The sequence below is a fragment of the Nisaea acidiphila genome (genome assembly GCF_024662015.1).
Taxonomy (GTDB): domain Bacteria; phylum Pseudomonadota; class Alphaproteobacteria; order Thalassobaculales; family Thalassobaculaceae; genus Nisaea; species Nisaea acidiphila.
Genome location: NZ_CP102480.1, coordinates 3,526,528 through 3,543,142, shown reverse-complemented (window position 1 = coordinate 3,543,142; position 16,615 = coordinate 3,526,528). Strand labels below are relative to the sequence as shown.

The following is a 16,615-nucleotide window of genomic DNA, read 5'->3' as shown; positions in this document are numbered from 1 at the left end:
TCCCCTGTATGCGGTGTCCGCTCGAAAATATAAGTGGCCGGGTCAATCCTCATGACCGAGCGCCGGATCGATCAGGACCGCCTCCTCCGGGGAAACGCATCCCTTCGTGCCCGTGATCAGCCGGTATGCATCCGGCTCCCGATGCCGTTCGAAAGCGAAGACACTCTCCCGGTAGGATTTGCAGAGACCGAGATCGCACTCCGCGAAGATCACCTCGTCCCCTTCGGTCACCGCGGAGGCGATCGTCTCTCCGGTGGGCGCGATAATCTGGGTGCCGCCCATATGGTGCACCCCCTCCTCCATCCCGGCCTTGGCGACACCGACGACGAAAGTGGCATTCTGGTAGGCGGCCGACTGCATGACCAGCGTGTTGTGATGCCAGGACAGCCGGTCATGTTCCGGGGCGGGCGGATTATGGATCGGGGTGTTGTAGCCGAGCAGGATCATTTCCACGCCCTGCAGCCCCATCACCCGATAGGTCTCCGGCCAGCGCCGGTCGTTGCAGATGCACATGCCGACGCGCCCGCCGAAACCGTCGAAGACCCGGAAGCCGAGGTTGCCGGGCAGAAAGTAGCGTTTCTCCAGATGCTGGAAGGCACGCCAGGGCTCGTTCTCCCTGTGCCCGGGCAGATGAATCTTGCGGTACTTGCCGAGCAGTGCGCCGTCCGGGCCGACCAGGATCGCGGTGTTGAAACGCCTGCCGTCCGGCGTCAGTTCGGCATAGCCGAGAGAGAACCCGATGCCGAGCTGCTTCGCCTTCGCGAACAGCGGTGCGGTCTCCGGTCCCGGCATCTCGCGCTCGTAATAGGCGTCGAGCTCCGCATCCTCCTCGAAATGCCAGCGCGGAAAGAAGGTGGTGAGCGCCAGCTCCGGGTAGACGACCAGGTCGGCGCCGTGACCGGCGGCCTGCTCCAGCATCACTATCAGCCGGTCGACGACCGCGGCCCGGGTTTCGGTCTGGGCGACCGGGCCCATCTGGGCAGCGGCAACGGTTACATTTCTCATGGACACGCTCCGGACATGGCTCGCGTGGAAGATCAGTTGTCGGAAATCTGCAAGATGCGGACCGTCCACATGGCGCGGCAATGGGAGCGTGAGGCAAACGCCCCAAAAAGTCTTGCGCCCCGCAACGCTGCCACCGAATTTCGGTCCCCAGGCGAAGATTGGACACGAACCGAAAATTTGTCGCCCGATTGCACACAATTTCGGCAATACCGTTTTGCATTGCACAAAAATTAGTACGAATTTCGATCCGGCATTTTCGGCGCGATCGACTAACCGATTGGACTCAATCCAAAAACGCAAATGGTACGGGAATTGCCAATCCTTTGGTCAGCGCAGCATCGTTTCTACGATAGCTTATTGGTTGGCGTGCCACCCACTGTTGCGGCGATGCTCCTGCATTCCACAATGGTGCCGGCCGGGCGCAACCTGGCTGGCTAGGACGGCACTTGAGGGGGTCCTCCCTCGACCTTTTTTTGCCGGACGCATTGAGTGCAAGGCAATCCCGTAACACCGCCCCGCATCCTCGCGGGGTGATCGGAAGGCTTCACAGGCTTTCTGATGGCGCTGAACCGAACCGAAAAATCGGCGGCGGCGCATTGCTAACAGGGAGTGCTTAGCATGTGCGAACGACATGGATGCAACCATCTGCCCGACTTTGAAGCGATCCGAATGGATCGCCGCAAGTTCCTGAAAACCACGGCCGCTGCCGGCGCCATCACCATGGCGGTCGGCCCGAGCATGTTCGGCTCCGCCGCGATGGCTGCGGACAGCACGATCAAGTCCACCCACGGCTCGGGTTTCTGCAACCTAAACATCTTCCTATCGCACGCTGTGCAAACCGCGAAGGAAGACGGCCTGACGCTCGAGTTCGTCAACACGCCGACCTTTGCCGAGCAGGTCACATTTCTCGGCATCGGCCAGGTCGATGTCGGCCTGATGCCCTACACCAGCTTCATGGCGCTCTATGACGCCGGCGCGCCGGTGAAGGTCGTCGCCGGTGGCGGCATCGAAGGCTGCGTCATCGTTGCCCGTCCGGGTCTCGACAGCGCCGAGAAGCTGAAGGGCAAGACGCTCGCGACCTTCCAGCTCGATACGCTGGAAGTCATGCCCTACGACTGGCTGAAAAAGCATGGCGTCAGCTTCAACGACATCACGGTCCGCTACATGGGCTCCACACCGGAAGCCGTCGAGGCCTTCAAGGCGGGCGCGGTCGACTGGATCTGCACCATCGAGCCCTACGGCACCGCGCTGGTAAACGACGTGCCGGGCGCCGTGATGCTTTCCGACGGCACGGACATCTACGGCAAGGGCTATACGGACTGTGTGCTTGCCGCCCGCTCTTCGCTGATCGACGAGAACCGTGACGGCCTGAAGGCGCTGATCAAGGGTATGATGAAAGCCCAGTCCATGGCCGAGTCCGACCCGGCGGGCACCCTCGAGAAGCTGGTCGGCACCTACTACAAGACCTCGATGGAGAACGCGAAGGTCGCGATGGAGAAGCAGCCGGCGGTGGTCGACGCCCGCTCGCAGACCGACTTCATCCTCGACCGGACCGACAGCCTGGTCGAGATGGGCTACATCAAGAACAAGCCCGACCGGAACGCCATCGACTGGGGACCGCTTGAGGAGGTCATTGCCGAGAACGCGGATCTCTTCGGCAAACTCAAGTACAAGGCGGCCTGATCCATGGCCGCGGTCTCAACTGACCGGGATCCGGTCAGCGGGACCGGCAAAGCCGCCGGCGGACGAAAAAGTCCGCCGGCGCTGGCCGGCCGCGCCTTGCCGGAATCCCTCCGAGAAATCCTGCCTAAACTCGGCTGGACGATCGTTTCCGTCGGCATGTTCGCCCTGCTCTGGGAAGTTCTCTGGGCCATCGGCTGGGCGGACCCGAAACTGCTGCCGCCGCCGCATGTTTTCCTCGGCGATTTCGCAGACCAGGCCAAGTTCTTCAATACCGCCCAGCGCTGGGCCATCGGTGTCTCCGCAGCGTCGGGGCCGACGCCCTGGCAGGCGGTGATGATCACCGTCGTCTCCTCCGCCATGCGGGTCTTCGTCGGCATCACCATCGCCTCGCTGCTCGCGCTCTCGCTCGGGGTCGCGATCCGTTACTGGATCGTCGTCGAGCGGCTCACCCTGCCGACCGTCACCCTGCTCTCGCCGGTGTCGCCGATCGCATGGCTGCCGGTAGCGATCTTCCTTTTCGGCATCGGCAACAAGCCGGCCATCTTCATGGTGGTGATCGCGCTGTTCTTCCACATGACCATCGCGACGATCAATCACATCGACGGCGTGAACCGGAACCTGATCAACGTCGCCCGCACCATGGGGGCGACGAAGGCGCAGATCTACCGGCGCGTCATCATTCCGGCGATCCTGCCGGGCGTCTTCGTGATCCTGCGCCTCAATCTCTTCGGTGCCTGGATGGTGGTGCTGATCGCCGAATCCACCGGCGTCGGCTACGGCCTCGGCCAGGTCATCATGCTTGCGCGCAATACCTTCAATCCGTCGCTCGTCTTCTTCTGCATCGCGCTGATCGGCTTTCTCGGCTTTGCCACCGACTATGCCATGCGAACCGTCCAGAAGCGGGTGCTTTACTGGGTCAATGACCCGTCGGGGGTGCTCCGTGGCCTCTAACACAAACGAAACCGCCGGCCCTGCGGTCTCCTGCCGCGGCGTCGGCAAGATCTGGGCGGCCGGGACCTCCCGGGCACACGAGGCGCTGCAGGATATCGATCTCGAGATCGAACCCGGCGAATTTGTCGTCCTACTCGGCCCCTCCGGCTGCGGCAAGAGCACACTGCTCTACCTCATCGCCGGACTCGAACAGCAGACTTCCGGCTTGCTGACCTACTTCGGCGATGCGGTCACCGCGCCCTCGCCGGACCGCAGCCTGATCTTCCAGGAGACCTCGCTCTTCCCCTGGCTCAGCGTCTGGGAGAATGTCAGTTTCGGCCTGCAGATCCGGGGCGACAGCGAGCCGGACCGGCGCGCCGCGGCGAAGGAAGTGCTGCAGCGGGTCGGGCTTGCCGAGGCGGGCTCGAAACGCCCGGACGAGCTCTCCGGCGGTATGCGCCAGCGCGTTGCCGTCGCCCGGGCGCTCGCCATGCGGCCACGGGTGCTGCTGATGGACGAGCCTTTCGCGGCGCTCGACGTGCAGACCCGGCAAAAGATGCAGGACTTCCTGATCGATGTCTGGCGGGACAGCGGGGCCTCGGTGGTCTTCGTCACCCACCATATCGACGAGGCCGTCGCGCTTGCCGACCGGGTCTGCGTTTTCACGGCTCGTCCCGGCCGGATCAAGGAGACCGTCAAGGTCGATCTGCCCCGTCCCCGCGATCCCTTCTCGCCGGAATGCGAAGAGCTTCGCAAGCAGCTGACCCAGTTACTGAAGGACGAGGTCGACCGCGCCTTCGAGGAGCAGGAGAACATGGCCGAAGCCGTCTGAAGCGCCTCGACCGCACCCCGCTCGACAACCGAATTCTTTTCAACGGAGGGACATCATGTCCAGTTCCCTGATCCGCAGCCGCGCCATGATCACGCGCGCCATCGACCGCCACACCGTCGAGGAGATCGCCGACGGCGCGGTCCTCCAGGAAGACGGCGTCATCACCAAGATCGGCACCTATGCCGACCTCTCCCGCCAGCATCCGGACGTGCCCGTCGTCGGCACCGGCCGCGAGGTAATGCTGCCCGGCTTCGTCAACGGCCACCACCATGTCGGTCTAACACCGGTACAGCTCGGCTCGCCCGACATGCCGCTGGAGCTCTGGTTCATCACGCGGATGATCTGCCGCAACGTGAATGTCTATCTCGATACGCTCTACTCTGCCTTCGAGATGATCTCATCGGGCATCACAACGGTGCAGCACATCCATGGCTGGATGCCGGGCAAGCTGAACCAGGTCGAAGGCTATTCGGAGCAGGTGATCAAGGCCTATGACGATATCGGCATGCGGGTCTCCTACTGCTTCGCCGTGCGCGACCAGAACCGGCTCGTCTATCAGGCGGACGACGAATTCGTCGCCTCCCTGCCGAAGGCGTTGCAGGACCCGATGAAACGCTGGTTTGAGCGTTTCCAGATGAGCCTCGACGATTCCATGGCGATGTTCGAGAGCCTCTACGGCAAGCACCACAACAAGTCCCGCACCAAGATCCAGCTCGCCCCGGCGAACCTGCACTGGTGCTCCGACGAGGCGCTGACCGCGCTCTCGGACACGTCGAAGAAGTACGATGCGCCGCTGCACATGCATCTTGTGGAGACGGCCTATCAGAAAGAGTACGCGCGCCGCCGTGGCGATTGCACGGCGCTCGAATATCTCGACCGGTTCGACCTTCTGAGCCCGCGCCTGACCCTCGGGCACGGCGTCTGGCTGAACGAGAGCGACATCGACAAGATCGCCGAGACCGGTGTCTGCGTCTGCCACAACTGCTCCTCCAATTTCCGCCTGCGCTCCGGCCTCGCCGCACTCAACGTGTTCGAGATCAAGGGCGTCAACACGGCGATCGGTCTCGACGAGGCCGGGATCAACGACGACCGCGACATGCTGCAGGAAATGCGCATGGTGCTGCGCGCCCACCGGGTGCCCGGCATGGACGACGTGGTTCCGACCTCGCCGCAAGTATTGCGCATGGCGACCAGCGGCGGCGCCAAGACCACGCCCTACGGCGAAACCATCGGCGCGCTTGAGGTCGGCAAGAAGGCGGATCTCTCGCTAATCGACTGGAGCCAAGTCTCCTATCCTTATCTCGACGAGGAAATGCCGCTGCTCGATGCGGTCGTACAGCGGGCAAAGACGGAGGGGGTTCGTATGGTGATGTGCGACGGGGAAATCATCTACCGCGACGGCGTCTTCACCAAGGTCGACAAGGAGGGTGCGCTGAAGGCGCTGCACGACGATCTGCAGTCCGCCCTTTCGGACGACGAGGTCGAGCGGCGGGAGCTCTCAAAGGCCCTGCTTCCCCACGTCAAAGAATTCTACGCGAACTACTACGACCCCGAGAAACACGAGCCGTTCTACCGGCCGAGCTCGCGCTTCTGAGCCGGACTCCCGACGGGGAGGGCTAGCACCGCTCTCCCCGTGCTTTTTCGGTCGCGGCAAGGTCGAGATCGAGTGTTTCCGAAACCACCACGCCGTAATCAGCGAGAGCCGTCTCCCGCGAGATGAGCTCGTCCAGAACATCCTCCAGCACAGCCTCGGGCGACCGCTCCAGCGGATTTCCATAACCTCCACCGGCCGGGCCCAGACATTCGAAACGTTCGCCCGCGGCGATCGGCATGTGCGGGACCTTGGAAGGCAATTCGCGCGCCGCGCCGGCAACGCCGTGCAGACAGAGTTCCGCAGGTTTGCCGACCGCGCCGCCGCGGAAGCCCCAGGGCGCGAAGCCGTGCCCCTCGCCCTCGACCGAGGCCGCGCCGTCGCCGAGATACTCGAACGAACGGATCGACCCCAGTCCGCCGCGCCACTTGCCGGCACCGGCCACGTCCTCGCGCAGCTCGTAGCGCGACACGCGCAGCGGCAGGTGGGTCTCGATATCCTCGATCGGGTTGTTCCGCGTGTTGGCGTAGAGCGTATCGACCGCGTCCATGCCATCACGCCCGTAGCGGCCTCCATAGCTGCCCTCGAAAATCTCCATATGGACCCAATGCTTGCCGTGATTGAGACCGGAAAAGGCGATGACCTTGAGGTTGCCGATCCCGCCGGAAACTTGTTCCGGCGCGGCCTGGGCAAGCGCCTTCATCACCGTGTCGGCAAGCTGGTTGCCGGGACAGAAGCGGGCGATGGTCGGGGCCGGAAAGATCGGATTCGCAAGGCACCCCTCGGGTGCCACGATCCGGATCGGCCTGGTCAATCCCTCGTTCACGGGGATATGGCCGTGCACGGCCGTGTCCAAGAGGACGGAGCGGATGGTGAGCCAGATCGCGATGTCCGCCGTCCCCACCAGCGGCATGTTGATCGGAGCGTCGTCGACCTGGCGCGCCGTGCCGGTGAGATCGACCTCGATCTCCTCGCCCCGAACCCTCAGTGTGACCGTGATCGGCAACTCCTTGCGGCCCGGATCGTCGCTGTCGAGGAAGCCGTCGATGTAGGTCGTTGCGGCGTAATCCCCGTCGGGGAGCGCCGCGATGGCGCCGCGCATCAGCCGCTCGGCATGATCCATGGCGCCTGTGCAGGCCGCCTCCAGTGTCTCGATCCCATAGCGGTCGATCAGTTCCTCGAACCGTTTCGCACCGATGCGGGCCGCGGCGATCTGCGCCTCCATGTCCCCGACCACTAGGTCGGAGACGCGGATATTGTCGCGCAGGATGTTCCAGACCGGCATGACTTTCCGGCCCTCGTCATAAACCTTGATTGCCTTGAACTGCAGCCCCTCGGCATAGGCATCGATCGCGTTAACGATGCCACAGCTTCCGGGGGTCAGCGCACCGATATCGAGATGGTGGGCCGTCGTTCCCGCCCAGGCAACAAGCCGGTCGCCATGGAAGACCGGAACCATGAAGGCGACGTCCGGGCCGTGGCTGGCACCGGAATAGGCATCGTTGTGCATGATCACGTCGCCCGGCCGGACAGTTTCCCCGCGCTCCGCCATGATCCGGTTGATACCCTTGATGTAGCCCGGGATCGGCCCGGACTGCAGCGGGGTCGACTGCGCGGACTCCGCAAGCCCCCGGCCTTCGGCATCGACCAGGCCGGCGCCGAAATCCTCGGACTCCCGGATGATCGAGGAATAGGACATCCGCATCAGCCGGTAGCCCATCTCGACGGCGATATTCTCCAGCGCGCCCTGTACGACCGCGACGGTCACCGGGTCGACGGTCACGCTCTTCGGGGATGTCAGCACCTCGTTCACGGCCTTGCTCCCTTGCCCATCATCAGATTGCCAGCCCTGTCGGCCCCGAAATTCCACCCCGGCGGCACGATCGTGGTGGTGTCCTTCTGCAGGACGATCGCCGGCCCGGCGAATGTCTCGCCCGCCGGCAGAAGTGTGCGCTCCAAGAACGGCGTCTCGTAGCCCTTGGTCGGTCCGCCGATTTCGGCGAAGTAGCAGGTCCCGGTACGCACCGTCGCTCCAGCCAGACTGTCCCCTCCGTTACCCGCTTCCGGCTCGATCTTCGCGACCTCCCCGAATGCCGTCAGACGGATATTGACCAGTTCGATCGGACTGTCCTCGAAAGCATGTCCGTATTCCGCCTCATGCGCCCGGGCAAAGGCATCGACCACGGCCTTGAGCGACGCCGCGTCGAGATCGCCGTCGGGAATGGCGACGCGGAGCTCGTATCCCTGGCCGACATAACGAAGATCGCCCGCGCGCCTGTAGGTGACGGAATTGGGGTCCACCTTGTCGGCGACAAGCTGGGCGGCGAGTTGCTCCTGCATGGCCACGAAATCGGCGTTCAGCCGCCCGGTATCGAAGCCGGTGCTGACCTGGAATTCGGTGCGAACGGCATCGTATTTCAGATCCGTCGTCAGCAGCCCTACCGCCGAGGTGATCCCCGGATAGGCAGGCACCAGCACCGAGGAGATGCCGAGCAGATCGGCGACGTCGGCGGCGTGCAGCGGCCCCGCCCCGCCGAAAGCGACCAGCGCGAAATCGCGCGGGTCCAGCCCCTTCTGCACGGTTCGGGAGCGGATCGCGTTGGCCATGTTGGCATTGACGATGGTGAGAATCCCGGACGCGGTCTCGTGCCGGCCGAGCCCGACTTCGTCCGCGAGGGCGCCGACCACCTTTTCGGACGCGGCGGTATCGAGCGACATCTCGCCGCCGAGGAACCGATCCGGGTCGAGGCGCCCGAGCACGACATGCGCGTCCGTCACCGTCGGTTTATCGCCGCCGTGACCGTAGGCTGCGGGACCGGGACGGGCGCCGGCGCTTTCCGGTCCAACACGGAAGGCGCCCGCCGCATCGAGCGAAGCGATGGAGCCGCCCCCGGCGCCGATCGTGTGGATGTCCATCATCGGCGCCAGAACCGGGTAGCCGCCGATCCAGGTATCGCGCGCCGTCGCCTCGGTGGACACTCCGTCGATAACAATGCCGATATCGGCCGAGGTCCCCCCGACATCGAAGGTTATAAGGTTGTTCTTGCCGGAAAGCTCCGAGCACCAAATCCCGCCGAGCACGCCGGCCGCCGGGCCGGACAACAGGGTCAGCACAGGTTTTTCGGAAACCATCTGCGCCGTTGCCGCTCCGCCGTTCGAGCCCATGACATGAAGGTCGGCCGTCAGCCCCTTCTCGCCCATGACGGTCTCGAGCCGGTCCACATAATTCCGCACCTTCGGGCCAATGAAAGCATTCATCGCCGCCGTGGTGAACCGCTCGAACTCGCGGAACTGAGGCGAGACGGCGGCCGAACTGGTGACAAAGCAGTCCGGATATTCCTCCAGCACGATCGCGCGGGCGCGCTCCTCATGCGCCGGATCGAGATAGGAAAACAGAAAGCAGATAGCGACCGCCTCCACACCGGCGGCCTTGAGTTCCCGCGCGGCTTTCCGCACAGCCGCCTCGTCGAGGGCAACGAGCACGTCGCCTTTTGGAGGTGCAAGGCGTTCGGCGACGGTCTTGCGATGCCGTCGCTTGATGAGGGGCCGGTCCTGCCAGGGAATCTCCTGCATGATGGAGTAATGCTGCGGGCGCTGGTGGCGCCCGATATGGAGCACGTCCCGATAGCCCTCGGTTGTGATCATGCCGGTATCGGCGCCCTTGTATTCGAGCACGGCATTCGTGGCGATCGTCGTGCCGTGCTTGACGCTGTCGATCTCAGAAGGCTCGACCTCGACCCGGCGGCAGAGTTCGAGGATACCGTCAATCACACCGCGCGAGGGATCGTCCGGCGTCGTCGGCGTCTTATGGATCGAGACGAACCCGCTGCCCGTGTCCGTGAAGACAAGGTCGGTGAAGGTGCCGCCGACATCGACGCCGATGAGCTTCATGACTTACCCCAACTCGAAAGAAGTGACCCCGTAGATGCGGGCGAGATCGATAACCGGGGCCGCCCCCCGGTACATCCGCGCGGTCTCGAAGACCGGTGCCAGTCCCATACGTGCGGCGAGCGAGATCGCCGCCGCGTTAGGCTCCGGTACGTCCAGGAAGATCTCGTCGGCGTCGACCGCACCGATGGCCGCCGTCGCAAGCGCTCCGGCGACCTCCTCGTCCGCCGCGAAGAGCGGTCCGATCTTGGCCCCGGCAACGCAAGGACGCGCCACCGCGTAGCCGGCAAGCGCCTCATCCCGGTAAGCCGCAAAGGCGGCGTGGCGCGGCGTGCCGAGCCAAGCCTCGAGAAACATGTCTCTCGGCGCGGGGAAGACCGTGCGGTCGAATACCTTCAGCACTTCGTCCGGCGCCTTCAGCGCGCGGATCTCAAGTCCGGGCAGGGCCGTCGGCAGGACCGGGGTTCCGCCATAACGGATATTGCGGTAGGCGAGAGCAAAGCCCGAACGCCGGTAATTCTCCTGCTCGGCGACAACGCCGTCGAGCCCGACAGTGCGGCCTCCCGCATGCGCCATGCCTTCCTGCCAAAGCCTGTAGCCGTAACCTTTGCCGCGATACTCCGGCTGCACGATGTAGAAGCCGAGGAAGGAGAAGGCGTCGTCGTAATTCACCACGGAGATCGAGGCGATCATCCGTCCGTCGAGGAAACCGCCGATGAATCCCGCCGGATCGACGCTTGCGAAACATTGCGCATCCCGGTCGCCCGGATTCCAGCCTTCCGCCGCCGCCCAAGCCACCGCGTCGTCGATATCCGCGGCACTCATAGGCCTGATGACGTAATTGTCGCCCATCAGGCGCCCGCCTCCGGCGCCGCGAAGGCAAAGGCGCCGGTGTATTTTTTCGCCCGGGGCGTCTCGTAGGCCCGGCGTTTGCAGGTCTTGAGCCCGAGCCCGGCCATGGCCTCCGCGAACTTCACGGCCGCCGCGACGCCGTCGATCACGGGCACCCCGGTTTCCTTCGTCAGTGCATCTGCGAGGTCGGTCATCCCGGCGCAGCCGAGCAGCACCGCCTCCGCATGATCCTGCTCGATCGCGGCCAGTACCTCCTCGCGAACCTTCGCCGCCGCACCGCCGCCCTCTTCCTCAAGCGCAAGCACGGGGATTTCGGCCGAGCGCACTTTCCGGCACTGCCGCTCGAAGCCGTATTTGAAGGCTAACGCCTCGATGATTGGCACGGCGCGCGGCAAAGTGGTCACGACGGAGAAACCATGTCCGACCATGGAGGCCGCGGCCATCGCCGCCTCGCAGATGCCAATGACCGGAATCTCCAGCACCTCGCGGCAGGCTTCCAGCCCCGGATCGTCGAAACAGGCGATGACGAGCGCATCGGCCCCCGCCGCCACACCTTTCTTCGCTTCGCAGAGCAAGCCGGGCACGCAATAGGCCTCGTCGTAGTGCCCTTCGATGCTGACCGGTCCGTCGGACGGGTTGACCGCGACAATCTCAGTCCCCGGCGCGGCGACGGCGAGTGCCGTCTCGCGGATCTTGTCCGTCATCGAGGCTGTAGTGTTCGGATTGACGACCAGAATTTTCATGACATTCCTCAGACCATTCCCTTGTCGGCGTCCGATCCGTGACGTTTCTGGCGCCAGCGGAAGATCAGGACGCCGGTCAGGCTAGCACCGATCACCACGAGAGAGAGGGCCGTGGTGTAGGCACCGAGCGCATAAATCACCGGTGTCGTCACGTTGGTCTGCATCGCCTGCAATTCCATCGGCAGCGTGTTCAGCGCTCCGACCGACTGCGAGGTCCGCGCGATCTCGTCGTAGGAGAGGGTAAAGCCGAATAGCGCGACGCCGATCAGGCTTGGAGCCACAATCGGGAGCACGACATGGCGGATGGTCTGCCAGCCACTCGCGCCAAGATCCCGCGCCGCCTCCTCGAAGGCCGGATCGAACCGGTTGAAGACCGCGAACATGATCAGCAGGCCGAACGGCAGCGTCCAGGTCAGGTGTGCGCCGAAGGCCGAACTCCACCAGGACCGTTCGATCCCGAGCAACTCGAACATCGAGCCGATGCCGAGGCTGACCACGATGGACGGCATGATCAGGCTCGCAATGACGACGTAGAACAGTACGGAACTGCCGCGGAAACGCTTACGGTAGGCGAGCCCCGAAAGAAAGGAGATCACCACCGTCGCGAGCATCACCATCAGGCCGAGCTTGATCGAGCGGTCGAAGGACCCCCAGATGTCGCCGATCGACTGCGGCCGGAAGATGTCCGCAAACCAATGCAGCGAGATACCATTCATCGGGAATGTCAGGCCGCCGTCCGGCCCCTGGAAGGCGAGCAGGATGACGGCGAACATCGGCCCGTAGAGGAAGAAGACGAAGGTGCCAAAGATCGTCGCGAGGATGTAGAAGCTGCGGGAACGGGCGCCCATCTCAAAGCTCCTTGCGCACATCGGCGAAACGCATCAGCAGCATGATCAGCAGGATCACGACACCAAGCAGCACCATGGAATTTGCGGCGGCAGGCGGGAACTGGAGATAGGAGAGTTCCGCCGCAATCGCTTTGCCGACAGAGGCAACCTGGCCTCCGCCGAGCACGTTCACGGTGACGAAATCCCCCATCACCATAGCGACCACGAAGATGGAGCCGATGGCGATGCCAGGCTTGCAGAGCGGTACGATGACGTTCCAGACCGTCTGCCAGCCGCTCGCGCCAGCATCGGTCGCGGCTTCAAGCAGGGAGCGGTCGATCCGCATCATCGAGTTGAAGATCGGCACGATCATGAACAGCGTGTAGAGGTGGACATAGCCGATCACCACGGCGAACTCGCTGTAGAGCAGCCATTCCACCGGCGCGTCGGTGACCCCCATCGCGAGCAGCGCCTTGTTCACCAGGCCGTTCCGCCCGAGCAGCGGGATCCAGGCGATCATGCGGATGACGATCGAGGTCCAGAACGGGATCGTGCAGAGCAGGAAGAGCACGATTTGCATGGTGATCGTGCGGACATGGAAAGCAAGGAAGTAGGCGATCGTGAAGCCGAGGACGAGCGTGATCGCCCAGACCATCAGGCAGAAGCGAAAGGTGATCAGGTAGGTCTGGTAGGTGACCGAGGAGGAGAAGACGTCCTCGTAGTTAAACAGCACGAAATCCGGAATCAGGATCTGGTAGGTCTGGTAATCGAAGAAGCTGACCACCACGACGAGCGCGATCGGTAGCGCGAAAAAAACCAGAAAGATCAGGGTCAGCGGCAACGCCTGCAGATAGGCGGTCCAGGCGCTCAATCGCTCCATCAGGCTTGTCCCGGTTCGGCTCGTTCGAGGAACCGGAGGCCGGCCAGACCGGCCTCCGGCATAAGATTCATCAGGCGGCGATGAACTCGTTCCACTTGCGGACCATGTAACGGTCCTCGTCCATCACCGTGTTCCAGACGGTCACGTTCCCCATGCGGTCCCAGAAGGAGCCGCCATCGCGGGTCGCGCCCGCCGGTTCGATCTTCTGGCCGGTCGGGCTCATGATGTCGGACTTGGCCGGCTTGCCTTCCATCCAGAAGCCCCATTCGTCCTCGGACATGAAGGGTTTCGCGGTTTCCAGCACGGCGGTGTAGTAGCCCTGGCGGTTCAGGAAGGCGCCGGTCCAGCCGGACATGTACCAGTTGATGAACTCGTAGGCCGCATCCAGTTTCTTGCCGTCGAGATGCGACGGCAGGCCGAGGCCGCCGGCCCAGGCCCGGTAACCTTCCTTCAGCGGCTGGTAGATGCAGGGCACGCCCATCGAGCGGACCTTGGTGACCGCCGGCGACCACATGGACTGGATCACGACTTCGCCCGAGGCCATCAGGTTGACGCTCTCGTTGAACTCCTTCCAGAAGGCGCGGAACTGGCCGTCTTTCTTGGCCTCGGTCAGCACCTTCATGGTGGCGTCGATCTCTTCCTTGGTCATGTTGCCTTTGTCGCCGTAGCTGACGAGCTTGGAGGCTTCGCAGACCATGGCGGCATCCATGATGCCGATAGAGGGAATGTTCAGGATCGAGGCCTTGCCCTTGAATTCCGGATTCAGCAGTTCGGCCCAGGTATTGATCGGGCGCTTGATCAGGTCCGGCCGGATGCCGAGCGTATCGGCATTGTAGACCGTCGGGATCAGCGTCATGTAGCCGCTGGGGTCATCGGCAAACTCGCTCGACTCAGCACCTTTCAGGTAGCTCACCTTGATCGGCGCGATGCCCTGGCGGGACATCTTGGTACCATCCGGCAGCTCGCCCTTGGTAAAGATCGGCACGATCTGGTCGTAATACTTGATCTTCGAAACATCCATGCCCTTCATCTTGCCCGAGGGCACGATCTTCTTGAGCATCCAGTATTCGGCATCGAGCATGTCGAAGGACGAGGACTGGGTTACTGCCCGCTTCACCACGTCGTCCGAAGTGAGCGAGGTGTACTGGATCGTGAAGCCCAGATCCTCCTTCGCCTTGTCGGCCAGTTCCTTGAACTGATTGACGCCCGTGCCGGCGATGCGAAGCGTGATCGGCTCCGACGCATGCACGAAGGGCGCTCCCTTGATCAGCGTACCTCCGGCGACCGCCCCCGCGGCCATTCCCTTCAGCACGCCACGACGCGAGATAGCTCCTTTGGACGTTTTCGTTTTTTTCAGGTCCTTGGTATTCGACATCTGAAGCCTCCTCTTTTGATGTCCTACCGATCGGCACTCAGCCGGTGCAGATCGGTAGAACGCCATGACGCGGTGACGCTCTCACCCACCCGGAAGCCTTCCGCGAAGAACTGGGAATCCGGCAGGGACACGGTGAAATCCTGAAGTTCCGGCGCATCGAGTCGCAGCTTCGCCCAGAGCCCGAGATATTCAATGGCGGCGATCTTCGCCTCGACGCTGTGACTGCCGTCGCCGATGGCGCCCCCGGCGCGGGAAAGGCTTACCCTGTCGGCCCGGATCGCGACCGAACTCGCCGGATCCTCGCCGGCAATCGCTCCGCTCATCACGTTATGTCCCCCGATGAAGCGGGCGACGAAGACACTCGCGGGTTTCTCGAAAACTTCGCGCGGAGGCGCCGCCTGCTCGATGCGGCCGTCATTCATGACGACCACCAGATCGGCAAGCGCCATCGCCTCTTCCTGGCTGTGAGTGACGTGGATGAAGCTGATGCCGAGTTCGGACTGCAGACGCTTCAATTCCTCGCGCATGCGAATGCGCAGGAACGGGTCGAGGGCCGAAAGCGGTTCGTCGAGCAGCAGGACATCAGGTTTCGTCACCAGCGCGCGGGCCAGTGCTACACGCTGCTGCTGTCCGCCGGATAGCTGCGAGGGAAGGCGCTCGGCGTGCTGGTCCATCTCGACCAGCGCCAGATATTCCATCGCGGTCTCACGCCGCTCGCTCTTGCCCATACCGCGCATCTTCAGACTGAAGGCGACATTCTCGGCGCAATTCAGATGAGGAAACAGGGCATAGCTCTGGAACATCATCGCCGTGCCGCGCTTGGCCGGCATCAGGTCGGAGACGTTCGCGCCGCCGATCAGGATATCCCCCTCCGAGACACTCTCGTGCCCGGCGATCATGCGCAGCGTCGTGGTCTTGCCGCAGCCGGACGGCCCCAGCAGACAGCAATAGCTGTCCTCCGGGATTCTCACATCGATCGCCTTCACGGCCTCGACGGATCCGTAGCGTTTGGTCAGGCCAACAAGCTCGATTTCACCACCGGTGCGCACCACGCCTTGTCTCCCCGATCAGCGTTTTTGCTGCGGCGCAACATTCGATCATGGAACAGCAATATGCATGCCATGCCCGCAAGCGCAGCGGAATCCGGGAGAACGGCTGCGAGGCAATCCCGCCATGCCTATTAATTTTGCAGAATGGCGCGTGTTTCTGGCTAAAAAACGGACATTGGGCTTGGCGCCCCCCGCCTCATGCGTTTGAGCTGCACGCTCAGGCGGCGCGAGATACCCTTCGGGCCGGACGGCGCCCAGAAGACGCCGTATCCGCACCTGCCCTGCGCCAGTTCGCGATCAGCCGGCGGCCGGCTTGGTAGACATGCTCCCGCGCGAGATACTCCGCCCTCGATCCCTGCCCGTTGGCGATCGCGTCGAACAACTCGGCGTGATCGGCAAAGGACGTGGCCAGTGTCTCGAGGTCATGCCAGCGAAACTTGACCCCCTTGAGCAAAGGGATCGAACGGGACTTGCCGATCAACTCGCTCAGATGCCGGTTACCCGCATCGGCGAAGATCGCCTCGTGGAACTCCTCGTTGAGCCGAGCCCAGGCGTCGCGCACCTCGTCCGACCAATCGGAGTAATTAAGCAAAGCTTCGGTTTCGGACAGGTTCTTGTGCAGCAGCCCGCGGGCGCTGTCCGACAGCCCTTTCTCCGCGACGGTTCTGGCGGCGAGACCCTCCAGCACCGACCGCGCGGCATAGACGCCCTCGATATCCTGCACCGTGTAGCTCCGGACCACGTAGCCGCTGTTCGGCACGTAATCGAGCAACCCCTCGGCCGCGAGGATCGCGAGCGCCGCACGGACCGGAGTCCGCGATACGTTCAGCGAATTGGATATCTCGATTTCGTTGAGACGCGCGCCCGGCGCGTACTGACCGTCCAGCACCCTGTCCCGCAGGGAGCGCACGACCGACTGACCGCGAGTTGACATTCATTCACCCTAGTCGCATTCGGCAC

The 16,615-nt window shown here is 63.5% G+C and carries 14 protein-coding genes; 4 read left to right on the top strand and 10 right to left on the bottom strand.

Annotation, left to right across the window (positions count from 1 at the left end; all coding sequences use genetic code 11):
• Positions 1 to 42 precede the first annotated feature (42 nt).
• Positions 43 to 1,005, bottom strand: coding sequence for an N-carbamoyl-D-amino-acid hydrolase (locus NUH88_RS16540; protein ID WP_257767500.1), 963 nt, complete (start codon positions 1,003 to 1,005; stop codon positions 43 to 45).
• A gap of 669 nt (positions 1,006 to 1,674) precedes the next feature.
• On the opposite strand from NUH88_RS16540, the gene NUH88_RS16535 reads away from it, so the two are divergent.
• Genes NUH88_RS16535 through NUH88_RS16520 form a run of 4 tightly spaced genes read left to right on the top strand, consistent with a single transcriptional unit; the run spans position 1,675 to position 6,044 of the window.
• Positions 1,675 to 2,688: an ABC transporter substrate-binding protein gene (locus NUH88_RS16535; protein ID WP_257767499.1), complete on the top strand. Its 1,014-nt coding sequence runs from the start codon at positions 1,675 to 1,677 to the stop codon at positions 2,686 to 2,688.
• 3 nt (positions 2,689 to 2,691) lie between these two features.
• Entirely contained in the window at positions 2,692 to 3,639 is a 948-nt protein-coding gene (locus NUH88_RS16530; RefSeq protein WP_257767498.1) for an ABC transporter permease, read from the top strand.
• Positions 3,629 to 4,450: an ABC transporter ATP-binding protein gene (locus NUH88_RS16525; protein WP_257767497.1), complete on the top strand. Its 822-nt coding sequence runs from the start codon at positions 3,629 to 3,631 to the stop codon at positions 4,448 to 4,450. Before NUH88_RS16530 ends, NUH88_RS16525 begins: the two co-directional genes overlap by 11 nt.
• 55 nt (positions 4,451 to 4,505) lie before the next feature.
• Positions 4,506 to 6,044: an amidohydrolase family protein gene (locus NUH88_RS16520; protein ID WP_257767496.1), complete on the top strand. Its 1,539-nt coding sequence runs from the start codon at positions 4,506 to 4,508 to the stop codon at positions 6,042 to 6,044.
• 22 nt (positions 6,045 to 6,066) lie between these two features.
• Here NUH88_RS16520 and NUH88_RS16515 read toward each other — a convergent pair whose 3' ends face one another.
• From NUH88_RS16515 to NUH88_RS16475, 9 genes are all read right to left on the bottom strand, one after another.
• Positions 6,067 to 7,854, bottom strand: a complete 1,788-nt coding sequence (locus NUH88_RS16515; RefSeq protein ID WP_257767495.1) for a hydantoinase B/oxoprolinase family protein — start codon at positions 7,852 to 7,854, stop codon at positions 6,067 to 6,069.
• Complete coding sequence (locus tag NUH88_RS16510) at positions 7,851 to 9,932, bottom strand: hydantoinase/oxoprolinase family protein (protein ID WP_257767494.1); 2,082 nt, start codon at positions 9,930 to 9,932, stop codon at positions 7,851 to 7,853. The genes NUH88_RS16515 and NUH88_RS16510 overlap by 4 nt, the downstream gene beginning before the upstream one ends.
• A 3-nt stretch (positions 9,933 to 9,935) precedes the next feature.
• Entirely contained in the window at positions 9,936 to 10,781 is an 846-nt protein-coding gene (locus NUH88_RS16505) for a GNAT family N-acetyltransferase (protein WP_257767493.1), read from the bottom strand.
• Positions 10,781 to 11,524 carry an aspartate/glutamate racemase family protein gene (locus tag NUH88_RS16500; protein ID WP_257767492.1) on the bottom strand — a complete coding sequence of 248 codons (744 nt, stop codon included), beginning with the start codon at positions 11,522 to 11,524 and terminating at the stop codon, positions 10,781 to 10,783. Before NUH88_RS16500 ends, NUH88_RS16505 begins: the two co-directional genes overlap by 1 nt.
• Before the next feature lie 8 nt (positions 11,525 to 11,532).
• The gene (locus tag NUH88_RS16495; protein ID WP_257767491.1) at positions 11,533 to 12,372 is read right to left on the bottom strand and encodes an ABC transporter permease; all 840 of its coding nucleotides are present in this window, start codon (positions 12,370 to 12,372) and stop codon (positions 11,533 to 11,535) included.
• A gap of 1 nt (position 12,373) precedes the next feature.
• Positions 12,374 to 13,231, bottom strand: coding sequence for an ABC transporter permease (locus tag NUH88_RS16490; RefSeq protein ID WP_257767490.1), 858 nt, complete (start codon positions 13,229 to 13,231; stop codon positions 12,374 to 12,376).
• 70 nt (positions 13,232 to 13,301) lie between these two features.
• The gene (locus NUH88_RS16485; RefSeq protein WP_257767489.1) at positions 13,302 to 14,606 is read right to left on the bottom strand and encodes an ABC transporter substrate-binding protein; all 1,305 of its coding nucleotides are present in this window, start codon (positions 14,604 to 14,606) and stop codon (positions 13,302 to 13,304) included.
• Positions 14,607 to 14,629: 23 nt separating this feature from the next.
• Positions 14,630 to 15,658: an ABC transporter ATP-binding protein gene (locus NUH88_RS16480; RefSeq protein ID WP_372743525.1), complete on the bottom strand. Its 1,029-nt coding sequence runs from the start codon at positions 15,656 to 15,658 to the stop codon at positions 14,630 to 14,632.
• Between the two features lie 214 nt (positions 15,659 to 15,872).
• Positions 15,873 to 16,589: a GntR family transcriptional regulator gene (locus tag NUH88_RS16475; protein ID WP_257767488.1), complete on the bottom strand. Its 717-nt coding sequence runs from the start codon at positions 16,587 to 16,589 to the stop codon at positions 15,873 to 15,875.
• Positions 16,590 to 16,615 lie beyond the last annotated feature (26 nt).

Bases quoted from the DNA above. Each gene is read 5' to 3' on its own strand.
- NUH88_RS16485 (WP_257767489.1), bottom strand. From the start codon at position 14,606: ATGTCGAATACCAAGGACCTGAAAAAAACGAAAACGTCCAAAGGAGCT.
- NUH88_RS16500 (WP_257767492.1), bottom strand. From the start codon at position 11,524: ATGAAAATTCTGGTCGTCAATCCGAACACTACAGCCTCGATGACGGAC.
- NUH88_RS16535 (WP_257767499.1), top strand. From the start codon at position 1,675: ATGGATCGCCGCAAGTTCCTGAAAACCACGGCCGCTGCCGGCGCCATC.
- NUH88_RS16540 (WP_257767500.1), bottom strand. From the start codon at position 1,005: ATGAGAAATGTAACCGTTGCCGCTGCCCAGATGGGCCCGGTCGCCCAG.
- NUH88_RS16490 (WP_257767490.1), bottom strand. From the start codon at position 13,231: ATGGAGCGATTGAGCGCCTGGACCGCCTATCTGCAGGCGTTGCCGCTG.
- NUH88_RS16475 (WP_257767488.1), bottom strand. From the start codon at position 16,589: ATGTCAACTCGCGGTCAGTCGGTCGTGCGCTCCCTGCGGGACAGGGTG.
- NUH88_RS16510 (WP_257767494.1), bottom strand. From the start codon at position 9,932: ATGAAGCTCATCGGCGTCGATGTCGGCGGCACCTTCACCGACCTTGTC.
- NUH88_RS16505 (WP_257767493.1), bottom strand. From the start codon at position 10,781: ATGGGCGACAATTACGTCATCAGGCCTATGAGTGCCGCGGATATCGAC.
- NUH88_RS16495 (WP_257767491.1), bottom strand. From the start codon at position 12,372: ATGGGCGCCCGTTCCCGCAGCTTCTACATCCTCGCGACGATCTTTGGC.
- NUH88_RS16530 (WP_257767498.1), top strand. From the start codon at position 2,692: ATGGCCGCGGTCTCAACTGACCGGGATCCGGTCAGCGGGACCGGCAAA.
- NUH88_RS16520 (WP_257767496.1), top strand. From the start codon at position 4,506: ATGTCCAGTTCCCTGATCCGCAGCCGCGCCATGATCACGCGCGCCATC.